Genomic DNA, 26,003 nt, shown 5'->3' on the forward strand with positions numbered 1-26,003 from the left:
TATCCCAACGTATCAATCAGGCTTGGCCCCGCATAGTTCAAATGAAGGACGCCGGTTTCGTACCAGCGGCGGGTCGATCGGGTGCCTGCCATATCGAAGGGCCCAGGTGATTAACCCAAGCAGTCTGGTAGTCATCGCCGTGGTCTCATGCGAGCTTCCGCCTGGTCGGAAACATTGATTACAGGTTCGATGCTTGTCCACCGGACCACCGCTGTTTTAAAGCAGCGATAGTAATGCAGCAAAGTCGATGTCGATGACGGCTCCAGATCCGAGGGCGCGAGCTCGGACGGTACTCCGTGCGTTAGGACACACCAGAGCTTGACACGAGCATCGAGATCCGAGGTTCCGCAAAACCGATTCAAATTGCTCCGTACGACGTCGCGGCTCGTGCTTCCGGCGCGGACGGCAAGTAGAACGTGATCCGCCCAGGAGGCGAGGAGGCGCACCTCCGGCGCATCATCCAGTGATGGTGCGTTGATGACGACCAGATCGTAGGTGTTTCTGAAGTGCTCGAATAACGAGGCGACCTGCGGACCCGCCAACGGCCCCAGGCGACTGCCCTCGGACAATCTCGACGATATGTAGTCAATTCCGAGCTCCGGGATGTGCTGCACGGCCTTGGCAGCAGCTCCGTCGTGCGCCAACAGTTTGAACAGATCTGCAGCCTCACCTCCGACGCGCCTTGGCAATTGAGAGAAGTCCAGGAACAGAACGCGCTGTCCGAGTTGCGCCGCGCAAAAGCCGAAACTCCAGGCGATAGCGCTCTTGCCTTCACCGTGCAAGCTGGATGTCACCAGGATGACATGCCGCTTCTGTGGCGAGACCGAATCGGCGGCCATAAGCGATACGACGGTCGAGCGAACGGCCCTGTTATGCAAGACAGCCGATTGCTGTACGAAGCGCTGTGGCGAGATGCTCAGCTCCGGCGGGATCGAGCGGATCAACCCGAGGCACGGGATGTCCAGGGCCTCTGCAGCTTCTGCCTCGGTGTGCAGACTTCGATCGAAGCGCTTAAGGACGATCGCGACGAGACATGCCAGGAGCGCGAAGATGATCGTGATCGGTGGAACAAGGAGTAACGGGTTCAACGAGCTCGGAAAGTCGGGTGGCGAGGCGTCCGCGATGACGGTCACGTCTGGCTCGGCGACCACGCCCTTCGTGGTAAGATCCTGCCGCTTTCGTATCAGCGTTTCATATTGCTGCGCCAATGTAGTGATTTTCCACTCCAGCGCAGCGGCGGCCTGTGCGGCTGCCTGTGATGACGAGGTCTGACCTGAGAGACGGGCGTCCCATTCCGCCTTCGCGCTTGACAATTCGCGCTGAACATTCGCCGATTGCGCTGCGATGGCGTCCAGAGCCTGCAGCTCCACGGCCCGCTTTTGCCGGACGAGCTCGTCAGCGTAGGATCGGGCGACCAGGTTTGCGACGTCTGCAGCTCGTCGCGGATTGGCGTCGCTCGCGACTACGCTGACAACTCTCGATCGGCGCTCCTGGCTGACCTTCAGGCGCCCTTTCAATCCTGCCACCGCCGCGCCATCGCTCGGAAGGTCTCTCTGGAAGGAGACGAACCCCTGTATCTTTGACAAGGCGTTGCGGAGCAGCGAAGCCGTACCGTTCTCGTTGGCCGGGGTCTCGAGCATCCTGAGTGCCGGCAGGAGCCGCCGCAGATATGCATCGGATGACATGACCGTCACGTGCGTATCAATCGTTGGGTCGTCCGAACCGCCAGTCGGCGTGGAATTTCCGGGTGCACCGGGATTGTCGGCCGCTCCTCCACCTCGAGCGCTGACGACGAGCTGTGCCGTCGCGAGATAAGTGGGCGACATGAGAAGACTACCGAGCACTGCGAGCAGCGCGCCCGCGCCGATCATTTTGACAATGAAGAGCTTGTATCGCCTGATGCTCTCGAAGACATGCTTAATTGCCGCGACCGCCTCATCAGGAGGTGACTCGTCACCTTTTGACCGGCCCTGAGCCAGGACAGTCACCGGCAGAATCCGTTTACTTGTGAACGCTTCCATCGCATGCTCCTCTACTGCGCCGGTTCCATCACGCCTGCTGTTCGCGACGGCCCGGACGTATCTGCTGAGTCGAGCCAGGACTGCAGCATCAAGACAGCCCATAGCGGTCGTGAGAAATCGCGGCGACCGCTAAGATGTTGAAGCCAGCACTCCTGCACGCGGGAAACGTCCAGGAAATGCTGGTTGCGAAGATGCGACTCCGAAAGGAGGTCCGACGCCCACGAACGAAGCGGTCCCTTCAGCCAGGAGCCGATTGGCACGTCAAAGCCCTGTTTCGGTCGCTCAAACAGGTGGCGCGGCAGGTAGCGGCCAAGGACCTCGCGCAGGAGCCATTTTCCCCGACCATGACGCACCTTCGCGGAATTCGGCAGCGCCCAGCTGAACTCGACAACGCGATGATCCAGAAGGGGGCAGCGGGCCTCCAGGCTCGTGGCCATGGTCGCGCGGTCGAGCTTCACGAGAATATCGCTCGGGAGATATCCAAGCATATCCCGAACGATAAAATCGGACAGCAGATCGTCGAGCGGCGGGATCGAGTCCAGCTCCGGGCCTGCTTGGGTTCGCGTCAACTGCAGTTCCGAGAGCTGCGTCGACCGGCGGTACATCTCGCCGACGTCATTGCTGCTAATAAGGTCTGCAAGGCGGTTGATCCGGTCGCCGTGTGTCATGCGCTGCAACCAACCTGGAAGACCAAGTGTTTCGATCACGCTTTCGCGCATGCCGCGCCCGAGCATCGCCACACCGCTGGCGGCCACGGTCCGGATCGATCGGTTAAGGCTCAGCAGGGGCGCTAAGCGCGCCGAAAGTACGTGCCTGGAATACCCTCCGAAGCACTCGTCACCCCCGTCGCCCGAAAGCGCAACAGTGACATCCTGCCGCGCAAGGCGAGATAGAAGCAGTGTCGGGATCTGCGATTCGTCGGCAAACGGCTCGTCCCAGATGGTTGGGAGTTCGGGGATGACCGCTCTGGCGTCCGCGGAGGTCAGACGTAGCTCGGTATGGCTGGTGCCGAGGTGTCGCGCCACGGCCGCAGCATTAGCTGTCTCATCAAAGGCGCGCTCACCGAATCCGATTGTAAAGGTCCGCACCGGGCGCGCCGATTGGGCCTGCATCAGGGCCGCGACGGTCGAACTGTCTATTCCGCCCGACAGGAACAGCCCGACCGGAACGTCGGCAACCATTCGGTCGGCGACCGCGGCCTTGAGCAGATCGCAAGCCTGCGAGATGAGCTGCTGGTCATCGGCAGCGGCCAGCGCTGCGCGGCCCGTGTGCGCGACATCGGCCAACGACCACCAACAGCGCGCGCGTTCTCGTAACGCTGCTGCATCCCGGCAGACCGAGAGGTCCTCGGCACGGATCGATAGGGCGCCCCCGGGTGGAATCTTGAGGACGCCTCGCCATATGCACTGGTCTTCCGGCAACCATCCCCGGCTTAGAAACTCCGCAACTGCCCCCGGGTCGATCTCCTGGTGAAACTCGGGGAATGCCGCGATGGCCTTCAACTCAGATGCGAACACGACCGCGTTCGACGTCCGCGCGACATAGAGCGGCTTTTTTCCCATTCGATCGCGGGCCAGGTGCAGAGTGCGGTTCAGCCGATCCCACAAGCCGATTGCGAACATGCCATTGCAGCGCTGGAGAGCCTTCTCCAAGCCCCATTTTTCGACTAGGGCAAGCAAGACCTCGGTATCGCTATTGCCCGTGAAGCGCTTGCCTGCGCTCTCGAGCTCTCGCCGCAATCGCTTGTAGTTGTAGATCTCGCCGTTGAACGTAATGACGAAGCGGCCGTCACTCGAAAGCATTGGCTGCCGGCCCGCATCGGAGAGATCGATAATGGACAGCCTGCGATGCCCGAACGCAACGCCGGCGTCGCGATCGCTCCAGAACCCGTGCGCATCAGGACCGCGGTGGCGCAGGCGAGCCGTCATCGGCCCTATCGCCGCCAGATCGGCGGATCGAGAAGCCTGTGGCGACCGAAGGATTCCTGTAATTCCGCACATTGTTTAACTTCCAACTCGCGCATGCGCCAATGAGCGCCGATCCGAGCCCAAGATGAGGCCCAGCGTGACGGCAAACCACACGGTCGGGTGCCGCAGAATGAAATGACTGAAGCTGAAGACGGCGAGTGCAAAGATCAGGACAGCCAGGGCATCGAGCCGTGCGCGGAGCAGGAGCGCAAAGGTGCCGGCAAGCAGGCTGAAAATGGCGATCACCCCAAGCAGTCCGCCTTGGGTGAACACGTCCAAGAGGGTGCTGTGAGCTTCCACCGGCAGCGCTACGCCCTTGTCAGTGATTCCGGTTGGCTTCTCCAGATGCGGCCCAGGCCCAAGGCCGAACGACCCGGACTCCAGTCCGACATGCAAGGCGTCTTGCCAAAGACTTAGCCGTAGATTGGCAGTTGCCTTCGTTGCCTCACCGCCACGATCCTTCATCAGGCCGGCCGCCAGCCCCTCGACATCATTCGCGGTTGCCAGCCCGTAGGGAAGCAGCGAGAGCGAAAGGGGAATTATCGCCACTACGGCGATCACTGCAGCTGCGAAACGAAGGCTCCATCGAGGTTCGGGGGATGTCAGCCAACTCCGCAAGCGCAGCGCAATGAGCAGCGGTATCGATAGCGACATCGAGATAAGAAACGTATCGCTCTTCGTCAGCCGGCCGACGACGAATGTTACGATGCAGCTAAACACCGCGACGGCCCGGCCAAACCGCTTGGCGATCAGAGCCATGTGAAGCGAGATTGGTGTTAGAACCGCACAGTAGATTGCAAGCTGGTTTGGATTCTCCGACCATCCGCGAAACCGGTCCCAATACCACGGATCGACCGACGGAATACTGAGGTAGCCCCAGCCCGCTGCAAGTTGCACCGCCACGGCGAGGAGCCAGAATCCGATTAGGAACCATAGCGAGTGGCGTAAGGTATCCTCCGGTCTCAACGTTGCAGCCACCAGGCAAGTGAGGGCCGCCAAGAGGAGATATGCGAAGATGTCGTGCACGACGAGATCTGGCTCGACGATCTCCGGGCGCAGCAATGCAAGCAAGCCGCCGAAACTCTGAATCAAGACAAAGCCGCCCCAGAATATAAGGAGCCAGAGCAGAGCTTGCGGGTTGCAAATTCTTGAACCGACGAAGAGATGCAGGGATGCGAGACCGAGCCAGAGGACGAGGCAGGCCTCCCCGATGCCCAGGGGAAACGCGGGAAGACGCAACTGCGAGGCTGTCCCGAGCACGAGGCCAAGCGCAAGAAGGGCACTGCCGATCATTGTATTTCACTGCCGCTGTGCGCCGCCGCCCGCCAGCCACTGAAATAGCTGCCGGAAAGCAGCTGCGTGTAAAGCTCTGCATAGCGATCGGCGACCACGTTGAGGTCGAACTGTTTGCGCACCACGTTGATCGAGCGTTGACCCATCTTCTTTGCGCGCGGGGAATCCTGAAGAAGTTCGAGAATTGAGTCTGCGAGCGCGCGCGGGTCACGCGGCGTTACAAGTTTGCCGTTCCAGTCTTCGCGGACCACATCATCGCACCCCGGCATGCGGGAGGCGACGATTGGAACGCCAGCCAATCCGGCTTCCAAAAGAACACGGGGAATGCCTTCACGATATTCGGTCGGAAAGGCAAAGAGGTCGGCGATACCCAGGAGGACGGGAATATCCGATCGGGCGCCGGTCGCAATCACATACGGCGCGTGAGCCTCGATCAGCGCCTGACCTACGGCGAACGGACCCTCGCTTTCGCGCGGACCCACGAGCAGAAATCGGACATTCGGGCGGACCTCATGCACGAGCTTCGCCGCTTCGAGGAGCGTTGTGATTCCTTTTTGTACGGTTAATCGGCTTACTGTCACGACAATCTCGGCATCGCGCAGCCCGAGTTCGGCGCGTAGCTCGGCAGGCGAGGCGGTTCGCGCTCGCGCCGCTTCGAAAGCGCCGACATCGATCCCCGAGCTTCCGATGATGACAGATGAGCTCTTTCCAAGCAGGCGGTGTCGTTGAAAGAACCTGCTGTCGGCCTTGTTCTGGAAAACCGTTGCGGCGGTCCAGCAGGCAGCCAGGCGTTGCATCGCCAGATAGACAGGGCGAAAGGCCAAGGCTCTCAATTCTGTCGATGAAAATACCCATCCCATTCCGTTGATCGTGCGCACAACGGGTAGGGAGCCGCGAAGCGCCAGCGGCGCAAACAGGTTGGGCTTGGTATCAAACGTCTGGATCACGTCGGGCCGAGCGCTCTTCACGAGCCGCGCCAACTGACCCATGGCAGCGCGATCGGAAAAGCCCACGCCAAATCTGTCGAACTGATATTGATGATACGGGATTCCGGTCTTCGCGAATGCAGATACTGCACCAGTGCCGGCCGCGCTCACACGCAGACCGCGGTTCTGCAGAGCCACCAGGAACGGGATACGCAGAGCGTGATCCTCGCCTCCTACGCAAAACACGTGCAGCGCCATGTTGGCTCCCTTCCAACCTTTTGAGCAACTCCGCCAAGATGTCGATCTTCGCGTAGGCCTCCCGGTCTTCTCTGCGAAAGTTTGACAGGATCAGGTTAGGACGTGGCCGCGGCCTGTCTTCATTCATTCGCATGACAGCGGAAGTGAGCGGTTGGCGGACGTGCTCCGGGCCGCGAAGCACGTCGATGTCCGACCAGTCGAGAAACGACACGGTAGTCCGCGTCCGCGCTAGGGCAGGACGGCCAGGCGGCCCAGCAACGCGATCAGGTCTGCTTGCCGGCGGGTCTGTGTTTTGACAAACAGGGAAGCCAACTGGGAGCGTACTGTCGTTCGACTCAATCGTCGCAAACGAGCAATGTCGATCACGTTTTTGCCTCGCGCCAACTCGAGAGCAAGATGGGTTTCGGCAGCGGTGAATCCAAACAACCGCTGCAGAGTCCGAGGCGAAGGCTCCGGATGTGCGTCGAGGTCCAGCAGTATCAATGCGATGGTCTCGTCGGACCACGCATTTACAACCTGGTTGATCAGCGCGGTAAATCCCTCCTTGGTGGATGTCGCCAACCAGGAAGTCGAGCCTGCGGGACAGTGTGCGCCGGCGCGGTGGACCAGCTGCTTGATGGCGCCATAGACCGTTTCGTGGCTCGCATCCACGCGCGCTTCGCGCTCCAATATTGCGCGACCGGCCGGACTGAGTTCGATGACCTTGCCGCGTCTGAGCAAGACCTGTCCGCAGCCGATTCGCGCGAGCACCCCGCGCAAGCCGTCCTGCTTGGCATTCTGGGCTTCAGATTGGGTAGATGGTAAGGGAATGGAGATATTGAATATTGATTCAGAAGAATGACGCTGTAGAGCAATGGCAGATCCTGGCAATGCTTGGCTTAAGTTCAGCATTTTTATTCCCCGGCCGCGCTGACCCGATGGAGTGAACGTGCCACAAACATTCCCAACTTCGAGAAGCGTGTAAACGTTGAATGGTGGGTAACCCCTATCGTCCCGGCGGCGGTGAAACTTGCCGCTCCTCCGGGGATCAACCTGATCGTGATCAACGAAGAGGTAGCATGGCGGGTTGAAGGGGTAGCAAGGGGGAGTTTAAGGCTCGCGGGAGTCCCCATGGGGGTATGCTGAAGCTACTCCAGAAGGAGCGCTCTCGCTTACCCTCAAGGGAGTACCACCGTTCCCGCTCAGTTCGAGAAGGCGGCGGCCGGGCGCAATGTGACTTCGATCACATCGCCGGGTTCAACGTCGAAGTCGACGGACGCGGGTATCCTATCCCACTGTTGACCGAGCCGCCGCACGACTACCACGTCGGGGTTGAGCTCGCCTGAATTGACGGGGATGGCACCCGAGCCGCCGATGGGCTGCAGTTTCTGGCTCAGCGCCTGCATTCTCACCCGCAAATCCGCCAATCGAACGTTTGAGTCTTTCTGCTCCCTGAGCAGATTGATCGTGCGCTGGCTGGTGACACGTCCCGCTTGCCTCAGGAAGTCCTCACGCTGACGCTGGAGCCGCATGAGTTCGACGCTCGTCTGCAGGCGCCGAGTCGAGGACAGCAACAGAGCGCGCCGGCTTTCGCTGACACGAGGACTTGCAAGCAATCCAGAGCCGAACGCCTTCATGACCCGTTCGAGTTCCTCTTCGTCGGCCTGCACGCCCTTCTCTTCACCTTCCTGTTGCTTCTTGAGCGTCGCGAACTGAGCGTCCGTTTGCTTTACGGCGTCGTCCAGGAAGCGCTGTTCTGTGCGGTAGTCGCTTTGCGAGGTTTTCAGAGAATCCCTCTCGGCTTGAACGACTGAACCGATCACGCCTTCGGGCAGAGAAATGTCGCTTGGCGGCGTGGCGTCGAGCGTGTCGCGACCGTCAAGCTCCGCGCCGGTTCGGACGATATGGAAATATTCCTTGGTGTATTCGGTGGCGAGAGACTGGTAGTCCCGTACAAGATCCGCAGGGTCGGTGGCGCCGGGTTGCATGCCACGCGAACGCAACAGGCTGAAACCGCCGGCCACTGCCACGGCCTGGCGCACGGTCATTGAAGCCCGATAGGTCTGCTGTCCGGGCGTGAGCACATCGCCGGAAACATAGACCGGCCGATATTCCACGACGCTTGCTATGACGTCGCCGGGCTTGACCACGAATGCCTGGTCGCGGCCGTCGGTCAGGCGTTGACGCAGTATCCGTGCCTGCAGCAGCGTCTCTATGCGGTTCTGCATCTGCGCCGGGGTCAGGCCGGCAACTTCAACCGTCCCCCCTCCCGGAAGTGGGATGGTGCCATCGATCTGGATCGGTGTGCGGTTGCGCTGATCGGGGAGGCCAGCGATCGAAATCTCGATGGTGTCACCCGGTCCGAGCTTGTACGGCGCGGCAAGGGAGAGGCCGCTTGTCGCGAAAAGCAGAATTGCTGCGCATGGAGCCAGCAGGAGGGTGGAAGAGGGCCTGCTTTCCTTCTTGCATTTCATGGACGAACTCCCGATGCGACCCAACCTTGTCGCTCAATTTAGGATAAGGATGGAATATCCTTCTCAGCCGGCTTTCTTCAGTTCCGGGATTCGTGCGGTTGGAAGGAATATCTCGTAGTTTCCGAAGAAGTGCCTCTTCTCCTCGACGTGGTCGAACAAGCCTTGGCTCAAGGCAGCGAGGATTTCGCTGATCCCTTGCTGAACGCTGATCTCAGGCGTGAAATTCAATACCCGACGGATTTTGTCGAAGTTCACGCGGTAGTTCCGAGGATCGGCGCCGCGCTCCTGATAGGTCACCTTCGATCGCGGAATGTGCCGCATGATCTCCTCGACGACCATCAGCTTGGTGAAGTTATTTTCATCGCAGCCCACATTGAAGACTTCGAAGGCGACCTTACTGGTGGGCGCGCGGAGCACTTCCTCGATTGCGCGGGCAAAATCACGAACATGGCAGTACGGACGCCAGGTCTTGGGATCGAATACCAGAAGTTCTTTTCCCAGGTGGAGTTCACGCACAAATTCGTTCACCGTGAGATCGAAGCGCATTCGCGAGGAAAGACCAAAGGCCGTCGCAAACCGGAGAACCGTTGGATGGAATCCAGCCTTTCCGTTGAGACCGAGGATCTTCTGCTCCATCTCCACCTTGTGCTTGGCGTAAAGGGAGAGCGGCGCGAGCGGGTAGTTCTCGTCGACGGCCGTGTCCTCTTGCACTAGCCCATAGTTCGAGCAGGTGGACACGAAGATCAGTCGATTGACCGGAAAGTGTTGCATCGCGTCGATGAAGGACGCGACGCCATTCCGGTTAATGGCGTGACTTTCATCGGGGTACTTGCTCGTGATTGGATCGCCGACGAGCCCGGCCAGGATCACGACGTGATCCACACCCTTCAATGCTTGATTGGCGAGACCAGGATCGCGAATATCACCTTTGATGAATTCATATTGCGGAACGCTCAGATAGGGCCAGGCACAGCTCTCGTTCTTGTAGATGAGCTGATCCAAGCAACGGACTTGCCAACCCTTTCTTAGGAGATGGCCCGTGATCACCGAGCCCACGTAACCAGCACCACCTACCAGAAGCACAGTTCTCTTTTCAGTCGCCATGTGATCACCCGTCTACTTTCGAAATGAGTTCGCACCGACAGACCCGCCAGCTGGCGCTATGCCGCTCTGGCTCTCCGGTCGGGATTTTCGCATGCGGTTGAGAAGCGGCTCCCCCACGGCGATCCAGCCGGCCTGAACGACCCACCGGAGATCGGATGTGACAGTTCGATCGGAATAATATGCCAGGTCGATCTTCGCCTTCGCGGGAAAGAGAACCTCCCGATAGAAGTCCGCCACATCGCCGTTCGGCGGGAACAGCTTACTCTCGTGCCGGAAGAGAACCTGGCACGGCCCAACGAGGCCTGGCCGGTGTTCCAGGATCTTTTCGAATCCGTTCCTGAAACAATCGGCAAATACGAGCGTCTCGGGTCGCGGGCCGACGAGTGACATGTCGCCCCGCAGGACGTTCCAGAGCTGCGGTAGCTCGTCCAGCTTGAATGCAGCTAGCAGCCCGCCGATCCTTGTCATGCGGTTATCGTTCACCATCGTGAGCGGACTTCCGCGATCGTCGCAATCCGCTCTGAACTTGCGGAACTTGTACATGCGGAACGGCGCCCCGTTTAGCCCGAGACGAAGTTGCGAATACAATATCGGTCGCCCGCCTTCGATCCAGACTGCAAGCCCGATGACCAACAGGATCGGCAGTGAGACGAATATGGCCGTCCCGGCACAGAGGACATCGACGAGGCGCCGCAAGCGCACGGCCGGAGCTGCCGGCCGAGCGCATCCCGCATTGACCGTCTCGCTCATGCCTGTACGATCTCCGCGGGGGTGGTTGTCCGAAGTGCATCTGAGAGGCTGTCTGCGACGTGATCGACGTCGGCGGGAGTCATCGCGGGATGGAGCGGCAACGTGAGCTCACGTGCGCAAAAATCCTCGGTGTTGGGGAGGCTGATGCCCGGATACTGATCCTGGTAGAACGTCAACCGGTGCACCGGCGGATAGTGAATGGTGGTCTGAACGCCGCGCTTGCTGAGCTGCTCGATCAGGGGCTGCCGCGCGCTTGCCGCAGGGAGAACGACCGGCATGAGATGGTGGGCCGATACCCACGAGGCGTTGAACGGCACCATGACGGAAGGGCAACGCTCCGCGAGCCGCCGCCTATAGTGCAGCGACAGATGCCTTCTGGTGTCGTTCCAGCCTGTCAATTTACGCAGCTGCACCAAGCCTACCGCGGCGCGCAACTCGTCCATGCGGTAGTTGAAGCCAAGAAGCGTCACGTCGTATTCAGGGCTGCGACTGACGAGGCGCTGGCGCGTGTTGGTGGTCATGCCATGCGACCTGGCGCGCTTGATCACGTCGTTCAACCTCCGGTGAGCCGTTATGATCGCACCGCCTTCAGCAGTCGTCATGTTCTTGTTGCCGTAGAAGGAAAACGCGGCCGCATCGCCAAACGTGCCCACCCCCTTGACGCCGGGGGCGTGCGCGGCGTCCTCGATCAGGAGCAGACCCTTGCTGCGAGCGAAGGACTGCCACTCTTCTCGATCAGCGAGGTAACCCCCGAAATGCATGAGGATCACCGCTTTCGTCCGCGAAGTGCACTTGCGGAGCGCGTCGGCCACCGACATCAAGGGAACGGCTCCGGACTGGACATCGACAAAAACGGGCCGCGCTCCGACGTAGAGCACCGCATTAGCAGTGGCAACAAACGTGAGAGCTGGAACCAGGACCTCATCGCCGGGACCGACGCCCAGCGCATGCAGGATGAGGTGAAGTGCGGCCGTGCACGATCCGACTGCAATCGAGTCCTCGACGCCATGCATGCGTGCAAACGTTTGCTCGAACTCTCTTACGCGATCCCCCATGGTGATCCAGCCGCTATCGATCGCAGCAACAAGTGCTTCCTTTTCGTCAACGCCCAAGGCCGGTTCTGATACCAACAGCATGTGTTCCTCTTCCGATTCACTCCCCATACGAAGGGTGACGACGCGTCAGGCGGCCGCCGTTGCGAATGCAGGTGATTGCTCGTCCCACGCAATGTCCTGGGCTTTCAGGAAGTCCTCGACCCGCCCGATATCGAGCCACAGGCCAGTGTGCTTGAAGACGTTAACACGGGCGTCTTCCTCGATCATTTGGAACATCAGGTCGTCGAATCCGAAAGGGACGCCCGACGGAATGCGCTCGAGGACCACTGGATTCATGCAGTAGATTCCCATGCTGACGAGGTTGGTGAGCTCGGGCTTCTCGCGGAATCCGGTCACGCGCCCATCGATTTCATCAATCACGCCAAAGTCCATCTTGGTGTTCCGAACGGAGGTTCCGATGGTGATGTTGGCGTCGGATTTTCGATGATTGTGGATCAGCTGGTTCAGGTTCAGGTCTGTCAAGACGTCACCGTTGAGGACCAGGAAAGGCTCGTTGAGCTGTTCTCGCAGCAGTGACAACGGGCCGATCGTGCCGAGCGGCTCGAGTTCCTGCGTATAGGTGATCTGCATGTTCCACTGGCTGCCGTCACCGCAGACGCTGCGAATTAAATGGCCGAGATAGCCTGTGGTGACAAAGACCTCTCCGATCCCATTCCGTCTCAGCCATTTGAGAACGAGTTCAAGTACGGGACGGGCGCCGATCGGCATGAGAGGCTTTGGCAAAATGGAAGTGTGTGGACGAAGTCGAGTTCCTTTGCCGCCACACTGAACGACCGCTTTCATCCTGGAGCTCCATGATTTGAGAATTTACGCTTCAAACAACGGGATGTGCTTCTCAGGATAAAAAATAAGAGCAAACCAAGCACCCGTCTTCGTTCGTTTGCATGAGAGCGTTGCGGTCGGACGGCAGAAGAATGCCGCCGGGTTGTACCCACTGGCGTAGTCGAGGCGTACCTCTGGGGAAGACGTGCGCGTTCGCCTTGACTGATGGACTAATGCGAAAGGGTTCGCGAAGAAAAGAAGCGCCGCGTGGTTGATCAAGATACCCCCTTCCGCCTGAACAGAACATGCAGCGGCCGCTAGCCAAGGCGGCGGCGTTCGTGGGCTCGCCCTCATGCGCTGGCGAAGGTTGGGATCCTCAGCCTGGGTCGTCCGATATCTCATGGTCATGCGGCAGCAGCCGATGGCTTTACACGCCCGCCGTTCGCCCACCCTACGGGCGTCCACCAGATGAGCGACAGCTTTCCGCTTCCCTGCGGGCGTCACCACTTTCCCAGGAGATCCTTCAGCGCCGCATTGTCCAACATGGCGTAAGCCAAAAGCCGCTTCAGCTTCGAATTTTTGTCCTCAGCGACCGCAGTCGCTTGGCCTCCGAGACGGCCATCCGGCCGAACCTGGCGTTGCTTTTGTGATGCTGGCCTCGCTGACACCCTGCTTGCGCAGAGATTGGCGACCGGAAGCCCGGCTTGGCGTTCTTCAAAATCCCAGATGATCTGTTCTTGCGTAAGCCATTTGCGCTTTATGCTCTGGTCCTCATCTTGGGCCAGAACGAATTTCAAACTGGATAACCCCGAGGGGCAAGGTCAGGAGGAAAGCTCTGGCCTCACCCGCGCTCGTCGGTCGCTCAGGTAGCGGCGGCCAATTCGACCTTGCTGGCGATGTAATGGGCCATGCCCCGAATTGAATCGAGATTCTCGGGCAGGATTTCGCTGTCCTCGACCGCGATTCCGAAGGTCGTCTCAATGAACCCGACCACCTCGAGCACTCCGGTCGAATCGATGATGCCCTGATCGAGCAGGGAATCCTCGTCGTTCAGCGCGGAGGGGTCGCTGATGTAGAAATTCGATGTCAGAAACGCGCGGATCTGCTCGTTGTAGCTGTCGTGTGCCAAGGCCAGTGTCATTGCAATGGTGCTCCATATGAAAGCGGTGCGTAGATTTGTCGTCCACAAGCTACCCGGTGATGAGCTCTCTCTTGTTGATCTTGCCCGTATCGGTGCGCGCCAGTTCCGGTACGATAACGACGTACTTGGGGACCATGAAACTCTCGAGGCGCTTGTGACACTCCCGTTGAATCTGCTTGGCGTTGATCGGCCGTATCTGGTCTATCACCACGAATGCCTTGATTGCGTGACCCAGCAGATCGTCGGGAACGCCGACGACTGCCGCTTCCCTTATGCCGGGAATGTCCAGCAAAGCGCTCTCCACCTCCTTGGGTGCGACCTTCTCCCCGCGAGATTTGATGACCTCGTCGCTCCGGCTGACGAAGTACAGATATCCGTCGGCGTCCATCTGACAGTAGTCGCCGGTGTAAAGCACCTGCTCGCCGAGAAGTGGTCCGGGCTTGAGTTTCTTCGCAGTAGCTTCAGGCTTTCGCCAATAGCCCTTCATGACGGTCGCACCGCGGATCACCAGCTGTCCGGCGATGCCGGCGCCGACCCGTTGATCACAGTCATCGACGATCCACATTTCGGTATTTGGGATAGCGATTCCTACGCTCGACGGCTTCCTATCGAGGTCCTCAGGCGGCAAGTAGGTGCAGCGTTTGCATTCGGTAAGACCGTACATGGAGTAGATGCGTGCGGCGGGGAACGTGTGTCTCAGCTGCACCAGGTGCCGGACTGGCAGTGCGGCTCCGGTGCTTGTCACGTAGCGAATGCTGGATAGATCGTGACTCGTCAACGACTCAAGCTGCAGCAAAGTAGAAAACATTGTCGGCACGCCGGGAAAAGCCGTCACTCTCTCCTCTGCAATACGCCGAAGCGTCGCGGCGGGGAAAGCAAACGAGCGTTCGAGAACGAGGCGTGCTCCGGCGCGTACGGCCATGATCATCTGATACAGACCGTAATCGAAGGCGAGTGGCAGAGCGTTGAGGATCACCTCATCGTCACGGACGTCCAGATACGACGAAACCGACGTGCACGCGGTCATCATGTTTCGGTGCGTCAGCATCACCCCTTTAGGCTCGCCGGTCGAGCCCGAGGTGTAGACAATGGCGGCGAGATCGATATCGATGCAGCGACGTGCGGGTGCTGCGTCGTGCTCGGCGGCCGTTACAGTGCTCCATCGCACGGCATGCGGCAGTGCGTTCAAATAGCCGTCGTCGACAGGGTCGGACACGATCATGCGGCGCAAGGACGGGCAATGTCGTCCCGATTCACGGAACGCCGCATAAAGGCGGGTGTGCGTAATGAGCGCGGTCGGCTGACAGTCGTCGAGGAGATAGCCCAGCTTGTCGGGTTTCGTGAGGGGATTGATCAGGCATACGATCGCGTTGGCCTTGAGGACGGCCCAAAAACTGACGGCCGCCTCGACGGTGTTGTCGAGAAAGATCATCACACGATCGCCGCGCTCGACACCGGCCTCGACCAGATGGTGCGCAACTGCATTTGACCACGCCTCCAGCTGGCTGTAGGTGACCCGATGACGCTCGCATACGAGCGCGATCCTGGCGCCGTTTTGATGGGCCGCGTTGATCAGGTAATCATGCAGGAGCGGCACGGGATCGTTGATCATACGTAAACTCCCGGTACGTCCTGGTGGTCGACGTCCACGCTGAGCTCGAGACAATGCGGTGTCTCCGGCCGGTCTACGACGAACTGCTGGAACAGGAGCTGAGTGGACAAGACGCCGACGAGCGCCATGTTGTCGAAATTGGACAGGTCGCCCTCGCCGGCGTGTACATGGGCTTGGCACTTGGTGCGAAGCCGTTCCACCGCCACCGGATCGAAGATGTTGGCGCCGCGGACGCTCGCGCTTGATAGCGCTTCGTCGACATAAGGGGGGGCATCCGTGTCGACAAAGCAGAGCGCATTGGGAGTCCGGTACGGCTGCTTCTTGCGTGTGACGATCTCAGGTGGAACCCGCGACTGCGTTACGCGCTTAAGGACGTGCTTCTCGTCGAGGACGCGAAGTTTGCAGGCGTCGGGAAGGGAGTTCGCAAGCTCGACGACGTCGTCATCTAAGAATGGAAAACGTCCCTCGACCGAGTGCGCCATCAGCATGCGGTCTCCCTGGGAGGAGAGCAGGTACCCGGCCAGGAGCGTTTTGATCTCGAGGTACTGATCTTGTGCAAGCGGTGTCCAGCGGGAAAACTCCGGTGGCAGACGATCGAGCAATTCGGTCACCGGGTCGGCTCGCGAAGTCGCCGCGCGCATGTCTGCGGAGAACAGGCGCCTGATCGCGCTGGTGCTGCGCCAACGCGGAGAGTGGGCAAAGCCGGGTGCATTCGGGTCAGAAATCCCGTGTCCGAAGAACTTTAGGGCGATGGCCTGCATGTGGACCGGCGATCGCGAGATGTAGGGATAGAGCCGGCTCAGGAGGGCGGCGCGCCGCGTCGAAGCCGGCTGGCAGCCCCAGAAGCGGCGGATCTTGCCCTCGCGAAACACATCGTAGCCAGCGAACATTTCATCTGCGCCTTCGCCGGTCAGCACGACCTTGATGCCGCGTTCGCGCACGAGCTTCGAGAGCAGGAATAGCGGTGCAGGGGCGGTCCTCAGAATTGGCCGCTCAGTGTGATAAATGACCTTTGGAAATACCGCGGCGATATCCTGCCGCGAAACCATGAGCTCGTGGTGCTCGCTCCCAATGGTGCGTGCCATTAGGCGCTGATAGGAGGTCTCGTCATACTCAGCGTCGGCAAAGCGCACGGAAAAAGTCTGGAAGCGCTTGCCTGCAAACCGGCTTCCCAATGCCGCAACAAGCGAGCTGTCGAGACCACCGGAGAGGTAGCCTCCCACAGGGACGTCGGACCGGACCATTCGGAGCGCCGTAGCCGCCTCCAATGCGCTACGCACGGCATCGATCACATCATCATTGCAACTGGCGGATGAAATGCGATGCTCGTCGGACCGGCTCGCAAAGCACGGAGTCCAGAATGCGCGGTCCCGGACCGCGCCGCGCACGTAAGTGCGGACGTGTCCCGGTTCAATTTCCGTGATCCCCTGAAACACGGTTTGCGGCGGCACGCTGCTCCAGAAGGTGAAGGTCTGGTCGATCCCTGCTGGATCGAGCGCTCGAGGGATTGCCGGATTTGCCGCGAAGATGGCCTTGATCTCACTCGCGAAATAGAGTTGGCCTTGATGGTTGCAGATATACAGCGGACAGATACCGCTCCGGTCACGGGACAAGACGAGGCAACTGGCGGAGGCGTCCCAGATGGCAAAAGCCCATTGCCCCTTCATCCGGTCGAATGCCGCCGCGCCCCAGGCGCGATAGGCTTGAATCACGACCTCCGTGTCGCTGCGGGTGCGGAAGCGATGGCCTAGCGAGATCAGCTGCTCGCGCAACTCGACATAGTTGAAGATCTCGCCATTGAACACGATCCAGGCGGGCGCGCTGGGATCGGCGAGAGGCTGTTGTCCGCCCGCTATGTCGATGATCGAGAGCCGGGCGTGCGCCAGGCCCGCGCGTTGGTCCCGGTAGAGGCCTCGCTCATCCGGCCCGCGATGTGCGAGTGCCCCAACCATCCGCAGAAGCGCTCTCCGCGATGGAGTCGGAGCGTTCGCACTCAGCGCCACGATTCCGGCGATGCCGCACATGCCGTCTAGTCCTCAACTACCGCGTCAACAAGCAGGGGGCGGCTGTGAAGATAGCGCGTCGCCCGGCGCTTGGAAGTGATGTCCTTGAAGACCTTCTGCACCTGCGCTGCGGCCAGGCCTACGGACTCGGCCACGTTGTCGGCGGAAATACCGTGGTTGACCGCGTACATGCAGACATCGGTCAATTGATACGGGGCAGCGAAGTAGAACTCCTCCTGGCTCTGCGGCAGCGAGAATGTGTCGGACGTGGGCGGCCGTCGCCTGATCTCGTCGTCGATGCCAAGGTATTCAGCCAGTTGGTAGACCTGGCTCTTGTAGAGATGCGCAATCGGCATGACGTCCGCATCTCCGTCACCCTGCTTCACGAAGAAGCCTTGATCGTGCTCAAGCCGGTTTGGCGTACCTATCACGGCATATTTCAGACAGTCCGCGTGATAGTACTCAGTCATCTTCCGGACCCGTTGCTTGTAGTTGCTTGCAGCAACGATCTGGAGGTAGACCTCGGGTCGAAGGCGCACGGTGGAGGTTTCGCCGTCGGGGTCTTGTACGATCAGACGAGTGATGTTGATGCCGGCGCTCTCCGAACCCGAGCCGAGTACCAGCTTACATTTCCAGCCGGTTCCGTACTCGGGTACGACGGCTTGGATCGCCTCTCGCTGTCGGCGGTATGCGCCCAATGCTTCGAGCGCCGGTGCGATGTCTTCGACGACCGTCGTGAGGCGCAGTTGCGTGGCAACGGTGCGGCCGAGCCTCAGCGAATCGGGCGACGAATCGCGCTCGGGCATCAGCAGACCAAGGACCTTCGTATTTCCAAATGCGCGCGCACACAGAGCTGCGACCACGGAGCTGTCGATGCCGCCGGAAAGTCCGACGATGGCTCCGCGTCGGCCAAGCACGCCAAGGACACGATCACGCAAGAACGCGACGATGCGCTCGACCTCCAATGGCGCATCCAGGACGAGCGCGTCTTTACCGAACGCGGGTTTGGTTTGGCTGTGGGCTGCTTGCAAGTTCACTTGAATAATCCGCCTCTCTCTGGGGAAACTCGGCCGGTGAGTAGGTTTGCGACAGCGCCTTCTGGAGGAAGTGCAAGTTCATCGCGAGGTAAGGCGGCATGACCAGATCGGTGTGAGTGCCCGCGCTTGGGACGACGTCGATCTGAGTAAACGCGCGATCCCATCCCAGCGTTTGCGGCATCTTCTTTCGTTGGCATCGGAACAGAACGGCGGAGAACGGCAGCATCGATTTCGGCTCCGACAGCCAGCGGAAGTAGGCCTTCGCGCGCAAGACTTCCTGCAATTCCTGCTTGAGCCTGAAAGACGTGAGATCGAATTGCCCCTTCGCGCGGCGATCGAGCATCCGGGCCAGGTTAGCTTCATGGCCGATCGCGACGGTTGCCTTGGCGAAGGCCCGGCAGACCATCCGAGGCGCGGTGACCCGGTTGTTGCGCAGTCGATGGATCGTGCGGGTGAACGTCTCCCATGCGGAACTGCGCTCGCCCATGAGGCTGGTGTCGAGAATTCCGAAGAACTTCACCGAGCGGCCGGCGGCAAACATTTGCGTCGCGACCTCGAACGCGACCGCCCCACCGAGGGAATGACCGAGAAGTCTGATGTGGCCCCGCGGCTGGATGCGATTGATCTGTTCCACGGCAGCAGCAGCCATATCGCAAACGCTGTCCCGCCCCTGCAATATCTTGCCGAGATCCGGGTAGCGGATCGGAACGACGTGTGCAATTTCTTGCATTGAGGCAGTCAGGGCGGCGAGGCTGGCTCCATAACCAAGCGAGCCGGGCAGTAGGAAAAGCACAGGCGGCGTCGACGCCACAATGCACGAGGGCGGAGAAGCCGAATCCTCGCCTTTATTATTTAGTGGCCGTAGTTTCATTGGCATGCAATCGACCGACGGAGCTCCGGAGTAGAGTATGAAGACGTTGGAAATCCTCTCATCGTTCATTTGCATGAAGCATATGGTCGCGCCCGGGAAATCGGTTATTTTCGTCACCAGTGCAACTGCCGCTCATGCGACGCCTCCTCGAGCGGACGCGAAGTTCGGGGCGTACTCTTTCGACCGCTGGGTCACACCGGACCATTGATCGGTACCGACGTTTGCGCGCCGCCAGGCCCATTCAAGAGAAATAGCGCCACGATAATCCCCAGGGCGTAGCCGGTAGCTCCTCCGGCGGCCATCATGTAGATCACCTGCAACGGGGCGAGGCCGACGTGAGCACCGATGAAAAGCGGGCCAAATACAAACACGGCCCGCACCAAATCAAGTAGCAGACGCAGTTCCTGACGACGGCAAAGAGTTGGAACCTCTTGAATGGGTGTCGCCAAGGCCTGCGCGGCGCACATGAGTGCTAGGGCGCCCATGATCTGACCCGTCGGTATCCAGGATTCTCCGAGCAGCGGAACGACGAGATAGGGGGAGACAAATCCAAGCCCGAGCACCGGCAGAACCATCAGGCCCGCCGCAACGACCAACAGGCCGCATGCGGTGCCGAGCAGATGAGGACGATCGAAGTCTTTGCTGGCCTCGGCGACGAAGACATTGCTGAGCGGCAAGGCGATCAAAGTGACCGGACCGGTCACGAGACGGGCGGCGACGCCAAAATGCCCGGCGAATGCGGTACCGAATAGCGAGCCTATGAAGATTGCGGGGAGATTGATGATCGCGAATCCCGCAAGGGCCGAAGGCAGCTCGAACAGCGGAAACTTGTACTCTCGCCGCACCGTCTCCGCGACCGAACCCCACGGGGCTTGCGCGATGCGGCGGATGTCCTCCCATTTTAGGAGCCGGACGCAGAGAAATGCGATCAACACAGCCTGGCTCAGGATGTGAGCTTGGATCATCGCGTCGTCCCCGAGGTGCGCGAGGCCGAAGCTCACCTGGAGCACTGCCATCGACGCCGGCAGGATCAGGCGGCCCATGCCGAAGTCACGCATATGATTGAAGCGCAAACACCAGCAGTTCATTGCGTCGGCAACGCCGACGGCAGCCATCCCGATGGGTACGAGGTAGGTAAGATGTTGCAGTCGTGCTGGCACTACGTCCGACAGTAGGTATCCTACGGTAAGCACAACAGACGTCGTAAAGCAGACCGCCACGAGCGTGAGCTTGAGCGCGACCAGCGCGTGAGCTCTGTCCTCGACCACATACAGGGACGTGCTGAAGCGAAGTCCGGCTATCGCGCCGACGATGTTTACGATTGAGAGATAGATCGTGAAGATTCCGAAATCCTCCGGCGAGTAGAGCCGGGTGAGGATGGGAATGGCCGCCACGAGCATGAGCTGGCCGGTGAGTGCGAGGGCAGAGACGCCCGCTGCTGCACGAACAAGAGCTCCTGTCCCCGTCGGACCGGTCGCCGGTTTCGCGGCCATGAAGAACTTCCTCGGTCCAGAATTCATTTCAAAAACGGCAAGATGCTCGTAGCGACGGTGCGTCGATCGTAGGATGGAGAGGCGGGTGCGCCATCATTCGTTCGCATGATGTCACTGAAGTGTCGCGCTCTTGCAGAGGGCTTGCATGAAATGTGGTGCCCGCGGAACAGACGACGCATGGAGCCCGATCGTTGGACGGGAACCCGGCTGTAATGCGCGTGCCTTGTGGGCGGAATGATGGATGCTCACGCAAGCCGCGCCGATGGGAGACGCCGATCTACAGGCGAAGGGGACGCGAACTGTGAAAGCTGAAGGCCGGTCCGCACGAGCAGCTCCGACAAATCGGATGGTCTGACGGCGATCAAGTTATCGTCGTCCGGTCCCGGTATGTCAGGAGAAGCCGGCTCGAGCCGTCCCGCTCTCAGATGGAACAGCGCAAACCCGTGATCGATCAGTCGGTCATATAGCTCCGCACGTGAGGTGCCGGCCCGCCGAAGGTTGCGCTCCGAATCCTCTATGTACAGGCATCGGCAATTGGAAATGGTCTGATCGGCGCCCTTGAGAAGATCGACCTCGAATCCTTCGACGTCGACCTTCAGAAGATCGACGGCCCGATTCCGGATGATCGAATCGAGCGTTCGTACTGGAACTCGTAGCGCCGCGATGCCGGCCGGAGGAGTAGCGCATGCGAAGTTCATGTCATCGCTCCGAAAGTCGGTGAAGACGAGCTCGCCTTCGGTGCTGCCAATCGCTGTGTTGTGGACCTCGACGCTCAATCCATTCAGGCGAATGTTGCCAAGCAGGTATTTGCGGATGCGCGGATGCGCTTCGATAGCGATAACTCGCCCGGACCGGCCAACGCGCACGGCGGCGGCGAGGCTCAGCTGTCCTACATTCGCGCCGACATCGACGAAGGTTTCTCCGGACTGGAGGTAAGATCCGATGAAGCCGGCGTCTTCGGCGCGAAGATCCCGTTTGCGCCAGAGTCCTGCGGACATTGAGCTCGGATAGAAACGCATTCTGTATCCGGCAGGAAAGCCGAAGGTGATAAAGCGGCACAACCCGCTCACCCACAGTGCGCGCGATAGCAGGAACCGAGCCTTGTCGGGCTCCTCTTGAATTCGATCGAGTAGTTGATGCCATTTTTGCAAGGGGCCACCCATTTCCTAGCAGCTAGGTGTTCGGCAGAGCGTAGGCCGACCGGAGCGCCCCGCCATCCTTCATTTGCATGATGGTATGGATCTCGCGGTCCGCCGTCATGCTGCCAACCGAGCTGACCGCTTCCAGACCTCGCGTCTGAGGACAATCATCGTCATGCGAATGAAGGATGACCAGTCCCGTGTCGCCACCTAGCGTTCGTCGTGTTTAATTCGGTCGGTCTTGACGTTCCCTGCTTATGAAGAAGGCGCGGTGTAGCGTGACGAGGCTGGTTTTTTGCGGGCTGGAGTCGCGTGTTCATCAGGGTCGACTGCCTGAATGACATGAACCGAGGTTAAGGGAAAAGCGATGAACCTGTTGCAGCTCGATGGGTCGGAGGGCATTCGAGATCAGGACGCCCGCCCCATGATTTCGGTGGCCATACCAACCTTCCGTCGACCAGATACGATACGCCGTGCGATCGAAAGCGTGCTGCAACAGAACTACGTGGACTGGGAAACGGTCATCAGCGACGACGAAGGTCCAAAGGGCGTCAGTTGGGGCATTCTGTCTGAATATGCTCGGAGCGATTCCCGTATTCGAATTGTCCAGAACCACCGAGGACGGGGCCAGGTTGAGAATACGAACAGCGCGATGCTCGCATGTCGGGGCCATTGGATTAAAGTGTTGCATGACGACGACTGGCTCGTGCCGGGGTCGCTCGCTACTTTTGCGGAGTTGGCGAGGACGTACCCCAGCGCTGCGTTCATGTCTTCCACATCTAATCTCGTTCGGGATGAAGGCATAAAATACCGCCGGGGAGGGCAGGTCACGCGGTATTCAAGCCAGCAGTGCCTGATTGACCTCTACTTGGTCGGTAAGACCCGGCTGCTTGGGATTGTGCCGTCGACCCTGCTGATCAACAGCGGAGTCGTTCAGGCGGGTTGTCTGATGCGCAACTACAAGTCGATCAGTTGGGGAGTGGACCAGCTGTTCTTCGTCGACCTCGCCTGTCATGGCGACTTGGTGACGATCGACGACGGACTAATCTTCTACGATATGACGGACCACGCGAACATCACCGCTTCCAAATCGTACTCTCATATCGATGAGGAGACCCTTGATCTCAAGAAATTGACCTGGAGCCTGGTTGAAGACAAGCAAGGGCTTCCGGATCCCGAAGCGGTCGTGCGTGCATTGCGGGTTGCAAGATTGCGCGGAAGATTTCGCCACCAGTCCTGGGGGGCGACGATCCGGGACGCGCTCCAGATCCTGCGACCTTCGGTGCTCAAGGCGGCCAACAAAGCGATCCGGGCACGAGCGCGTACATCGGCAGCGGGCTCATTGGCGCGCGTTGGTCACGCCTGACGGGGCCGCCGCCTACATTATCGGGCCAAGGCGCTGGTCCGATCGGAGGCATCGAGGCGTGTTACGAAGTCGAACACGGGGCCGCCCGCTACGCCCCAATTGCTCGACCAGATCACTTGGGAACCGTCCGGCGACGGGGAGCCGTGAGTCTCGCTCCAGTAGTCGTGCGGGACGTTCCGTGTGTACGCAATGCGTCGGAATTCGCCACTGCCGTCAATTCGCAGGGCAATGACTTCCCGAGCGAAGGGCGCAAAAGTTGGTAGCTGGGCGATCTCGGCCGGATCGCCGCCATAGCTTAGGATTACCCAGCCAGGCCACTGGATCGCGCGGGTGGACGCATGCGACGCCTCTCCACGCGGAGCAAGGGCCGTAACCACGCCGTCGTCCAGCCGGCGCTTGATCACCTGGTATATGTCGGGATCAGATTTGCTGATTCCCACGTATACCTCGCGTCCGTCAGCGTCCACGGCCATGTCGCCATGACTCGGACGATGATTTTCGGTCCAACTTTGCACCAGATCGCCTGAAACGGTAAAGATGAATGCCTCATCCTTTCCGTCGACCCATCGGCTGCATCTGATGTAGTTGCCCAGTGCCGATATCTCGCAAACGCCGTCTCGCCCGGGCAGTTTTCCCACTTCGATATCCGGAAACTTCTGTCGGCTGACGAGGTCAAACGCGAATGCGACGACGACGCCGTCAGCGCGCGTGCCGCGCACGGCGACGCGCCGGCCGTCTTGAGAGGGATTACCTTTGCCCGGTCCGAACTGAAGGCCGTGATAGCCGTTGGCCATCAGCATGATCTCTTCGGCGTTTGTTCGCGGCGTCCAGAGCGAGATCTTGCGCCCGATCACGCATATCATGCGCGTGGGATCGCGCGGATGCCATTCGCACTCGTCTTCGCGCTGCCGACGGAACAATGGAACGTATGTTTGTCCATCCAGAAAGCAGAGCCCGTTGCAGCCGTTGGCGATCAGAAGCAAAGTCTGGTCGGCATTCCAGGCTTGCGCGCTCGAATAACGGTGAGTGCAATAGGTTCGTTGACAGGCCAGGCCCGCGCCCAAGGGCCCCGGGGTCGTTATCCGGACGATCGTGGCGCCGATGTCCGGGTCGGTGACCGGGACGAGATAGTCGGGCAAGTTCATGCTGCTGGGATTCGAGAGCTTGGTCTTTGGAGGCTTCTGTGCGGGGGCGATGCCTGCGAACGCAAGCACGACCACCAGGGCGCCCGCCAGGCCAATTCGCGTGTAGAAAGACGGAGACATTCGTATCATGCTCCATGGCAAGTAGGGCTATCGGACCGGCAAGCGATGCCGGTCACGAGGCTCCTGCGGCGACGAAGAATAGCGGTCGGCGATGCTTTCTATCTGCGTGGTCGCAGCGCGCATCCTTTGAATGCAGGAGACGCTCCGCGAAATGTTGCCGATCCAGGGCAGGTTCTGATCCGCTCGATCGAGAAGATCAGCCCGGCGCGGTCACTTGGGCGGCGCGTATGGGCGCCGCCCAGCATCTGTTGACGGCTTGACGGGCGCCAGGCCGATCGGCCGGATCAGTCCGGCTCCACGGCGCCGATTTCGTGACGTCCGCGGTCGCTTGATACAAGGCTGAGCGCAGGTTCCCGATCGCTTGACAACGGTAGTGCGTGACCGTTCGAAACCCGCACCAGTGATCCGTTGTTCATTCCCCAAATTGCGGCCTGCGTCCTGTTCTGGACCCGTATTTTGCGCAGGATCGCTTTGACGTGGACCTTCACGGTCGCCTCCGCAATATCGATCTTTCGCGCAATGCACTTGTTGGAATTTCCTTCGATCAGATAGGACAGAATCGCCTGCTCTCGCGGCGACAGGTGAGGCGCTACCCGTTCTTCGGCGGCAACGAGGAGATTTGCCCCCTCTTCGATCGCTGGCTGAAGCTGAGGCTCGCGATCGAAACCGCCTTCAAGCACGAACGACAGAAATGCCGGCGGAAATACCGTCTCACCCATCGCCACGAGCTCGATCGACTTGATGAAAGCGTCGCATGAACTGACGTCGACAAAATAACCGCTGGCGCCGGCTTTGTAGGCCGAGATCAACTCATCCGGCCGGTAATGGTCTGACACAATCGCGACGCGCGCGTCCGGATAGTGCTCTCTTACAAATCCTACCTGCTTCAGCGCATCAAAATCCCCGGTGCTCTGGATAACGACAAACAGGAGCTTGTGATGCGCCTGGAAAGCGCCTGCTAATTCATCAGTGGTTGCGGCCGATACCGCGACCTGAAAGTCTGCCGCATGCAGTATTTGTGAAATTCCCTCTCGCAGCAAAATATTTCGTCCGAGCAAAATAACCTTGCAGGATTGACGCCTCCTCATTTCACCCTCCGCAACAACGCAATGAACCCTTGAATGAAAAACGCTGCACAGAAACAGGGGCCATACGGCCAGGTTCCTATTGCAGAACCCGAAACGTCGGTCATTTAATGTTTGCTGAAGGTTAGAATCGATTTTTAGGTCTTGCCTATATATCTTTGGATATACTCTGACGGAATTCCAAGCTGTCGGTGACAATCGCCGGAGATCAATTCGAGCGACGAATCCCTCCCGTCGACCGAACATCCGAATTTTGCGTCGGGCGAGCGGGAAGCCTCGCTAAAGGCTTGCTGCAGTGCGATACAAACCCGGACCACCGGATTGCACGGCCTCTCTACCTAA

The 26,003-nt window shown here is 59.8% G+C and carries 20 protein-coding genes and 1 pseudogene; 1 reads left to right on the forward strand and 20 read right to left on the reverse strand.

Going from position 1 to position 26,003, the window contains the following annotated elements:
• Window positions 1-131: 131 nt before the first annotated feature.
• The 18 genes and pseudogenes from C7G41_RS28960 to C7G41_RS29045 form a co-directional block, all read right to left on the reverse strand.
• Entirely contained in the window at window positions 132-2,021 is a 1,890-nt protein-coding gene (locus C7G41_RS28960) for a hypothetical protein (protein WP_158268048.1), read from the reverse strand.
• Between the two features lie 11 nt (window positions 2,022-2,032).
• A complete protein-coding gene (asnB, locus tag C7G41_RS28965; protein WP_106945713.1) occupies window positions 2,033-4,021 on the reverse strand; it encodes an asparagine synthase (glutamine-hydrolyzing) in 1,989 nt (662 codons plus the stop codon).
• Window positions 4,022-4,024: 3 nt separating this feature from the next.
• Window positions 4,025-5,281, reverse strand: a complete 1,257-nt coding sequence (locus C7G41_RS28970; protein WP_106945714.1) for an O-antigen ligase — start codon at window positions 5,279-5,281, stop codon at window positions 4,025-4,027.
• Complete coding sequence (locus C7G41_RS28975; protein ID WP_106945715.1) at window positions 5,278-6,465, reverse strand: glycosyltransferase; 1,188 nt, start codon at window positions 6,463-6,465, stop codon at window positions 5,278-5,280. The genes C7G41_RS28970 and C7G41_RS28975 overlap by 4 nt, the downstream gene beginning before the upstream one ends.
• A gap of 228 nt (window positions 6,466-6,693) precedes the next feature.
• Complete coding sequence (locus tag C7G41_RS28980; RefSeq protein WP_146159820.1) at window positions 6,694-7,356, reverse strand: helix-turn-helix transcriptional regulator; 663 nt, start codon at window positions 7,354-7,356, stop codon at window positions 6,694-6,696.
• Between the two features lie 290 nt (window positions 7,357-7,646).
• Window positions 7,647-8,918, reverse strand: coding sequence for a polysaccharide biosynthesis/export family protein (locus C7G41_RS28985; RefSeq protein ID WP_106945717.1), 1,272 nt, complete (start codon window positions 8,916-8,918; stop codon window positions 7,647-7,649).
• Between the two features lie 63 nt (window positions 8,919-8,981).
• Window positions 8,982-10,022, reverse strand: coding sequence for an NAD(P)-dependent oxidoreductase (locus C7G41_RS28990; RefSeq protein ID WP_106945718.1), 1,041 nt, complete (start codon window positions 10,020-10,022; stop codon window positions 8,982-8,984).
• Between the two features lie 12 nt (window positions 10,023-10,034).
• Window positions 10,035-10,772, reverse strand: coding sequence for a sugar transferase (locus C7G41_RS28995; RefSeq protein WP_106945719.1), 738 nt, complete (start codon window positions 10,770-10,772; stop codon window positions 10,035-10,037).
• Window positions 10,769-11,908 carry a DegT/DnrJ/EryC1/StrS aminotransferase family protein gene (locus C7G41_RS29000; RefSeq protein ID WP_106945755.1) on the reverse strand — a complete coding sequence of 380 codons (1,140 nt, stop codon included), beginning with the start codon at window positions 11,906-11,908 and terminating at the stop codon, window positions 10,769-10,771. Before C7G41_RS29000 ends, C7G41_RS28995 begins: the two co-directional genes overlap by 4 nt.
• 45 nt (window positions 11,909-11,953) lie before the next feature.
• Complete coding sequence (locus tag C7G41_RS29005) at window positions 11,954-12,670, reverse strand: sugar phosphate nucleotidyltransferase (RefSeq protein ID WP_106945720.1); 717 nt, start codon at window positions 12,668-12,670, stop codon at window positions 11,954-11,956.
• Between the two features lie 299 nt (window positions 12,671-12,969).
• Window positions 12,970-13,410, reverse strand: a pseudogene (locus tag C7G41_RS38395) (transposase); the annotation flags it as partial.
• A 101-nt stretch (window positions 13,411-13,511) separates the two neighbouring features.
• Complete coding sequence (locus C7G41_RS29015) at window positions 13,512-13,790, reverse strand: acyl carrier protein (RefSeq protein ID WP_106945722.1); 279 nt, start codon at window positions 13,788-13,790, stop codon at window positions 13,512-13,514.
• A 49-nt stretch (window positions 13,791-13,839) separates the two neighbouring features.
• Complete coding sequence (locus tag C7G41_RS29020) at window positions 13,840-15,402, reverse strand: class I adenylate-forming enzyme family protein (protein WP_106945723.1); 1,563 nt, start codon at window positions 15,400-15,402, stop codon at window positions 13,840-13,842.
• Window positions 15,399-17,426, reverse strand: a complete 2,028-nt coding sequence (gene asnB / locus C7G41_RS29025; protein ID WP_106945724.1) for an asparagine synthase (glutamine-hydrolyzing) — start codon at window positions 17,424-17,426, stop codon at window positions 15,399-15,401. The genes C7G41_RS29020 and asnB (C7G41_RS29025) overlap by 4 nt, the downstream gene beginning before the upstream one ends.
• A gap of 5 nt (window positions 17,427-17,431) precedes the next feature.
• Window positions 17,432-18,436, reverse strand: a complete 1,005-nt coding sequence (nadE, locus tag C7G41_RS29030; protein WP_373681168.1) for an NAD(+) synthase — start codon at window positions 18,434-18,436, stop codon at window positions 17,432-17,434.
• Window positions 18,396-19,388 (reverse strand): thioesterase domain-containing protein, encoded by a 993-nt coding sequence (locus tag C7G41_RS29035; protein ID WP_106945726.1) that lies wholly within the window; start codon window positions 19,386-19,388, stop codon window positions 18,396-18,398. Before C7G41_RS29035 ends, nadE begins: the two co-directional genes overlap by 41 nt.
• A gap of 116 nt (window positions 19,389-19,504) precedes the next feature.
• Window positions 19,505-20,806 (reverse strand): lipopolysaccharide biosynthesis protein, encoded by a 1,302-nt coding sequence (locus C7G41_RS29040; protein WP_106945756.1) that lies wholly within the window; start codon window positions 20,804-20,806, stop codon window positions 19,505-19,507.
• A 245-nt stretch (window positions 20,807-21,051) separates the two neighbouring features.
• Window positions 21,052-21,957: an FkbM family methyltransferase gene (locus C7G41_RS29045; RefSeq protein WP_245446753.1), complete on the reverse strand. Its 906-nt coding sequence runs from the start codon at window positions 21,955-21,957 to the stop codon at window positions 21,052-21,054.
• Between the two features lie 355 nt (window positions 21,958-22,312).
• On the opposite strand from C7G41_RS29045, the gene C7G41_RS29050 reads away from it, so the two are divergent.
• On the forward strand, window positions 22,313-23,311 hold the full coding sequence (locus C7G41_RS29050) for a glycosyltransferase (protein WP_106945728.1): 999 nt from the start codon (window positions 22,313-22,315) through the stop codon (window positions 23,309-23,311).
• Between the two features lie 17 nt (window positions 23,312-23,328).
• On the opposite strand, the gene C7G41_RS29055 is transcribed toward C7G41_RS29050, so the two are convergent.
• Both C7G41_RS29055 and C7G41_RS29060 read right to left on the reverse strand, forming a co-directional pair.
• Window positions 23,329-24,576 (reverse strand): hypothetical protein, encoded by a 1,248-nt coding sequence (locus C7G41_RS29055; RefSeq protein ID WP_106945729.1) that lies wholly within the window; start codon window positions 24,574-24,576, stop codon window positions 23,329-23,331.
• Window positions 24,577-24,860: 284 nt separating this feature from the next.
• A complete protein-coding gene (locus C7G41_RS29060) occupies window positions 24,861-25,664 on the reverse strand; it encodes a response regulator transcription factor (RefSeq protein ID WP_106945730.1) in 804 nt (267 codons plus the stop codon).
• Window positions 25,665-26,003: the final 339 nt, after the last annotated feature.

It is taken from the genome of Bradyrhizobium sp. MOS002 (genome assembly GCF_003020115.1).
Lineage (GTDB): Bacteria > Pseudomonadota > Alphaproteobacteria > Rhizobiales > Xanthobacteraceae > Bradyrhizobium.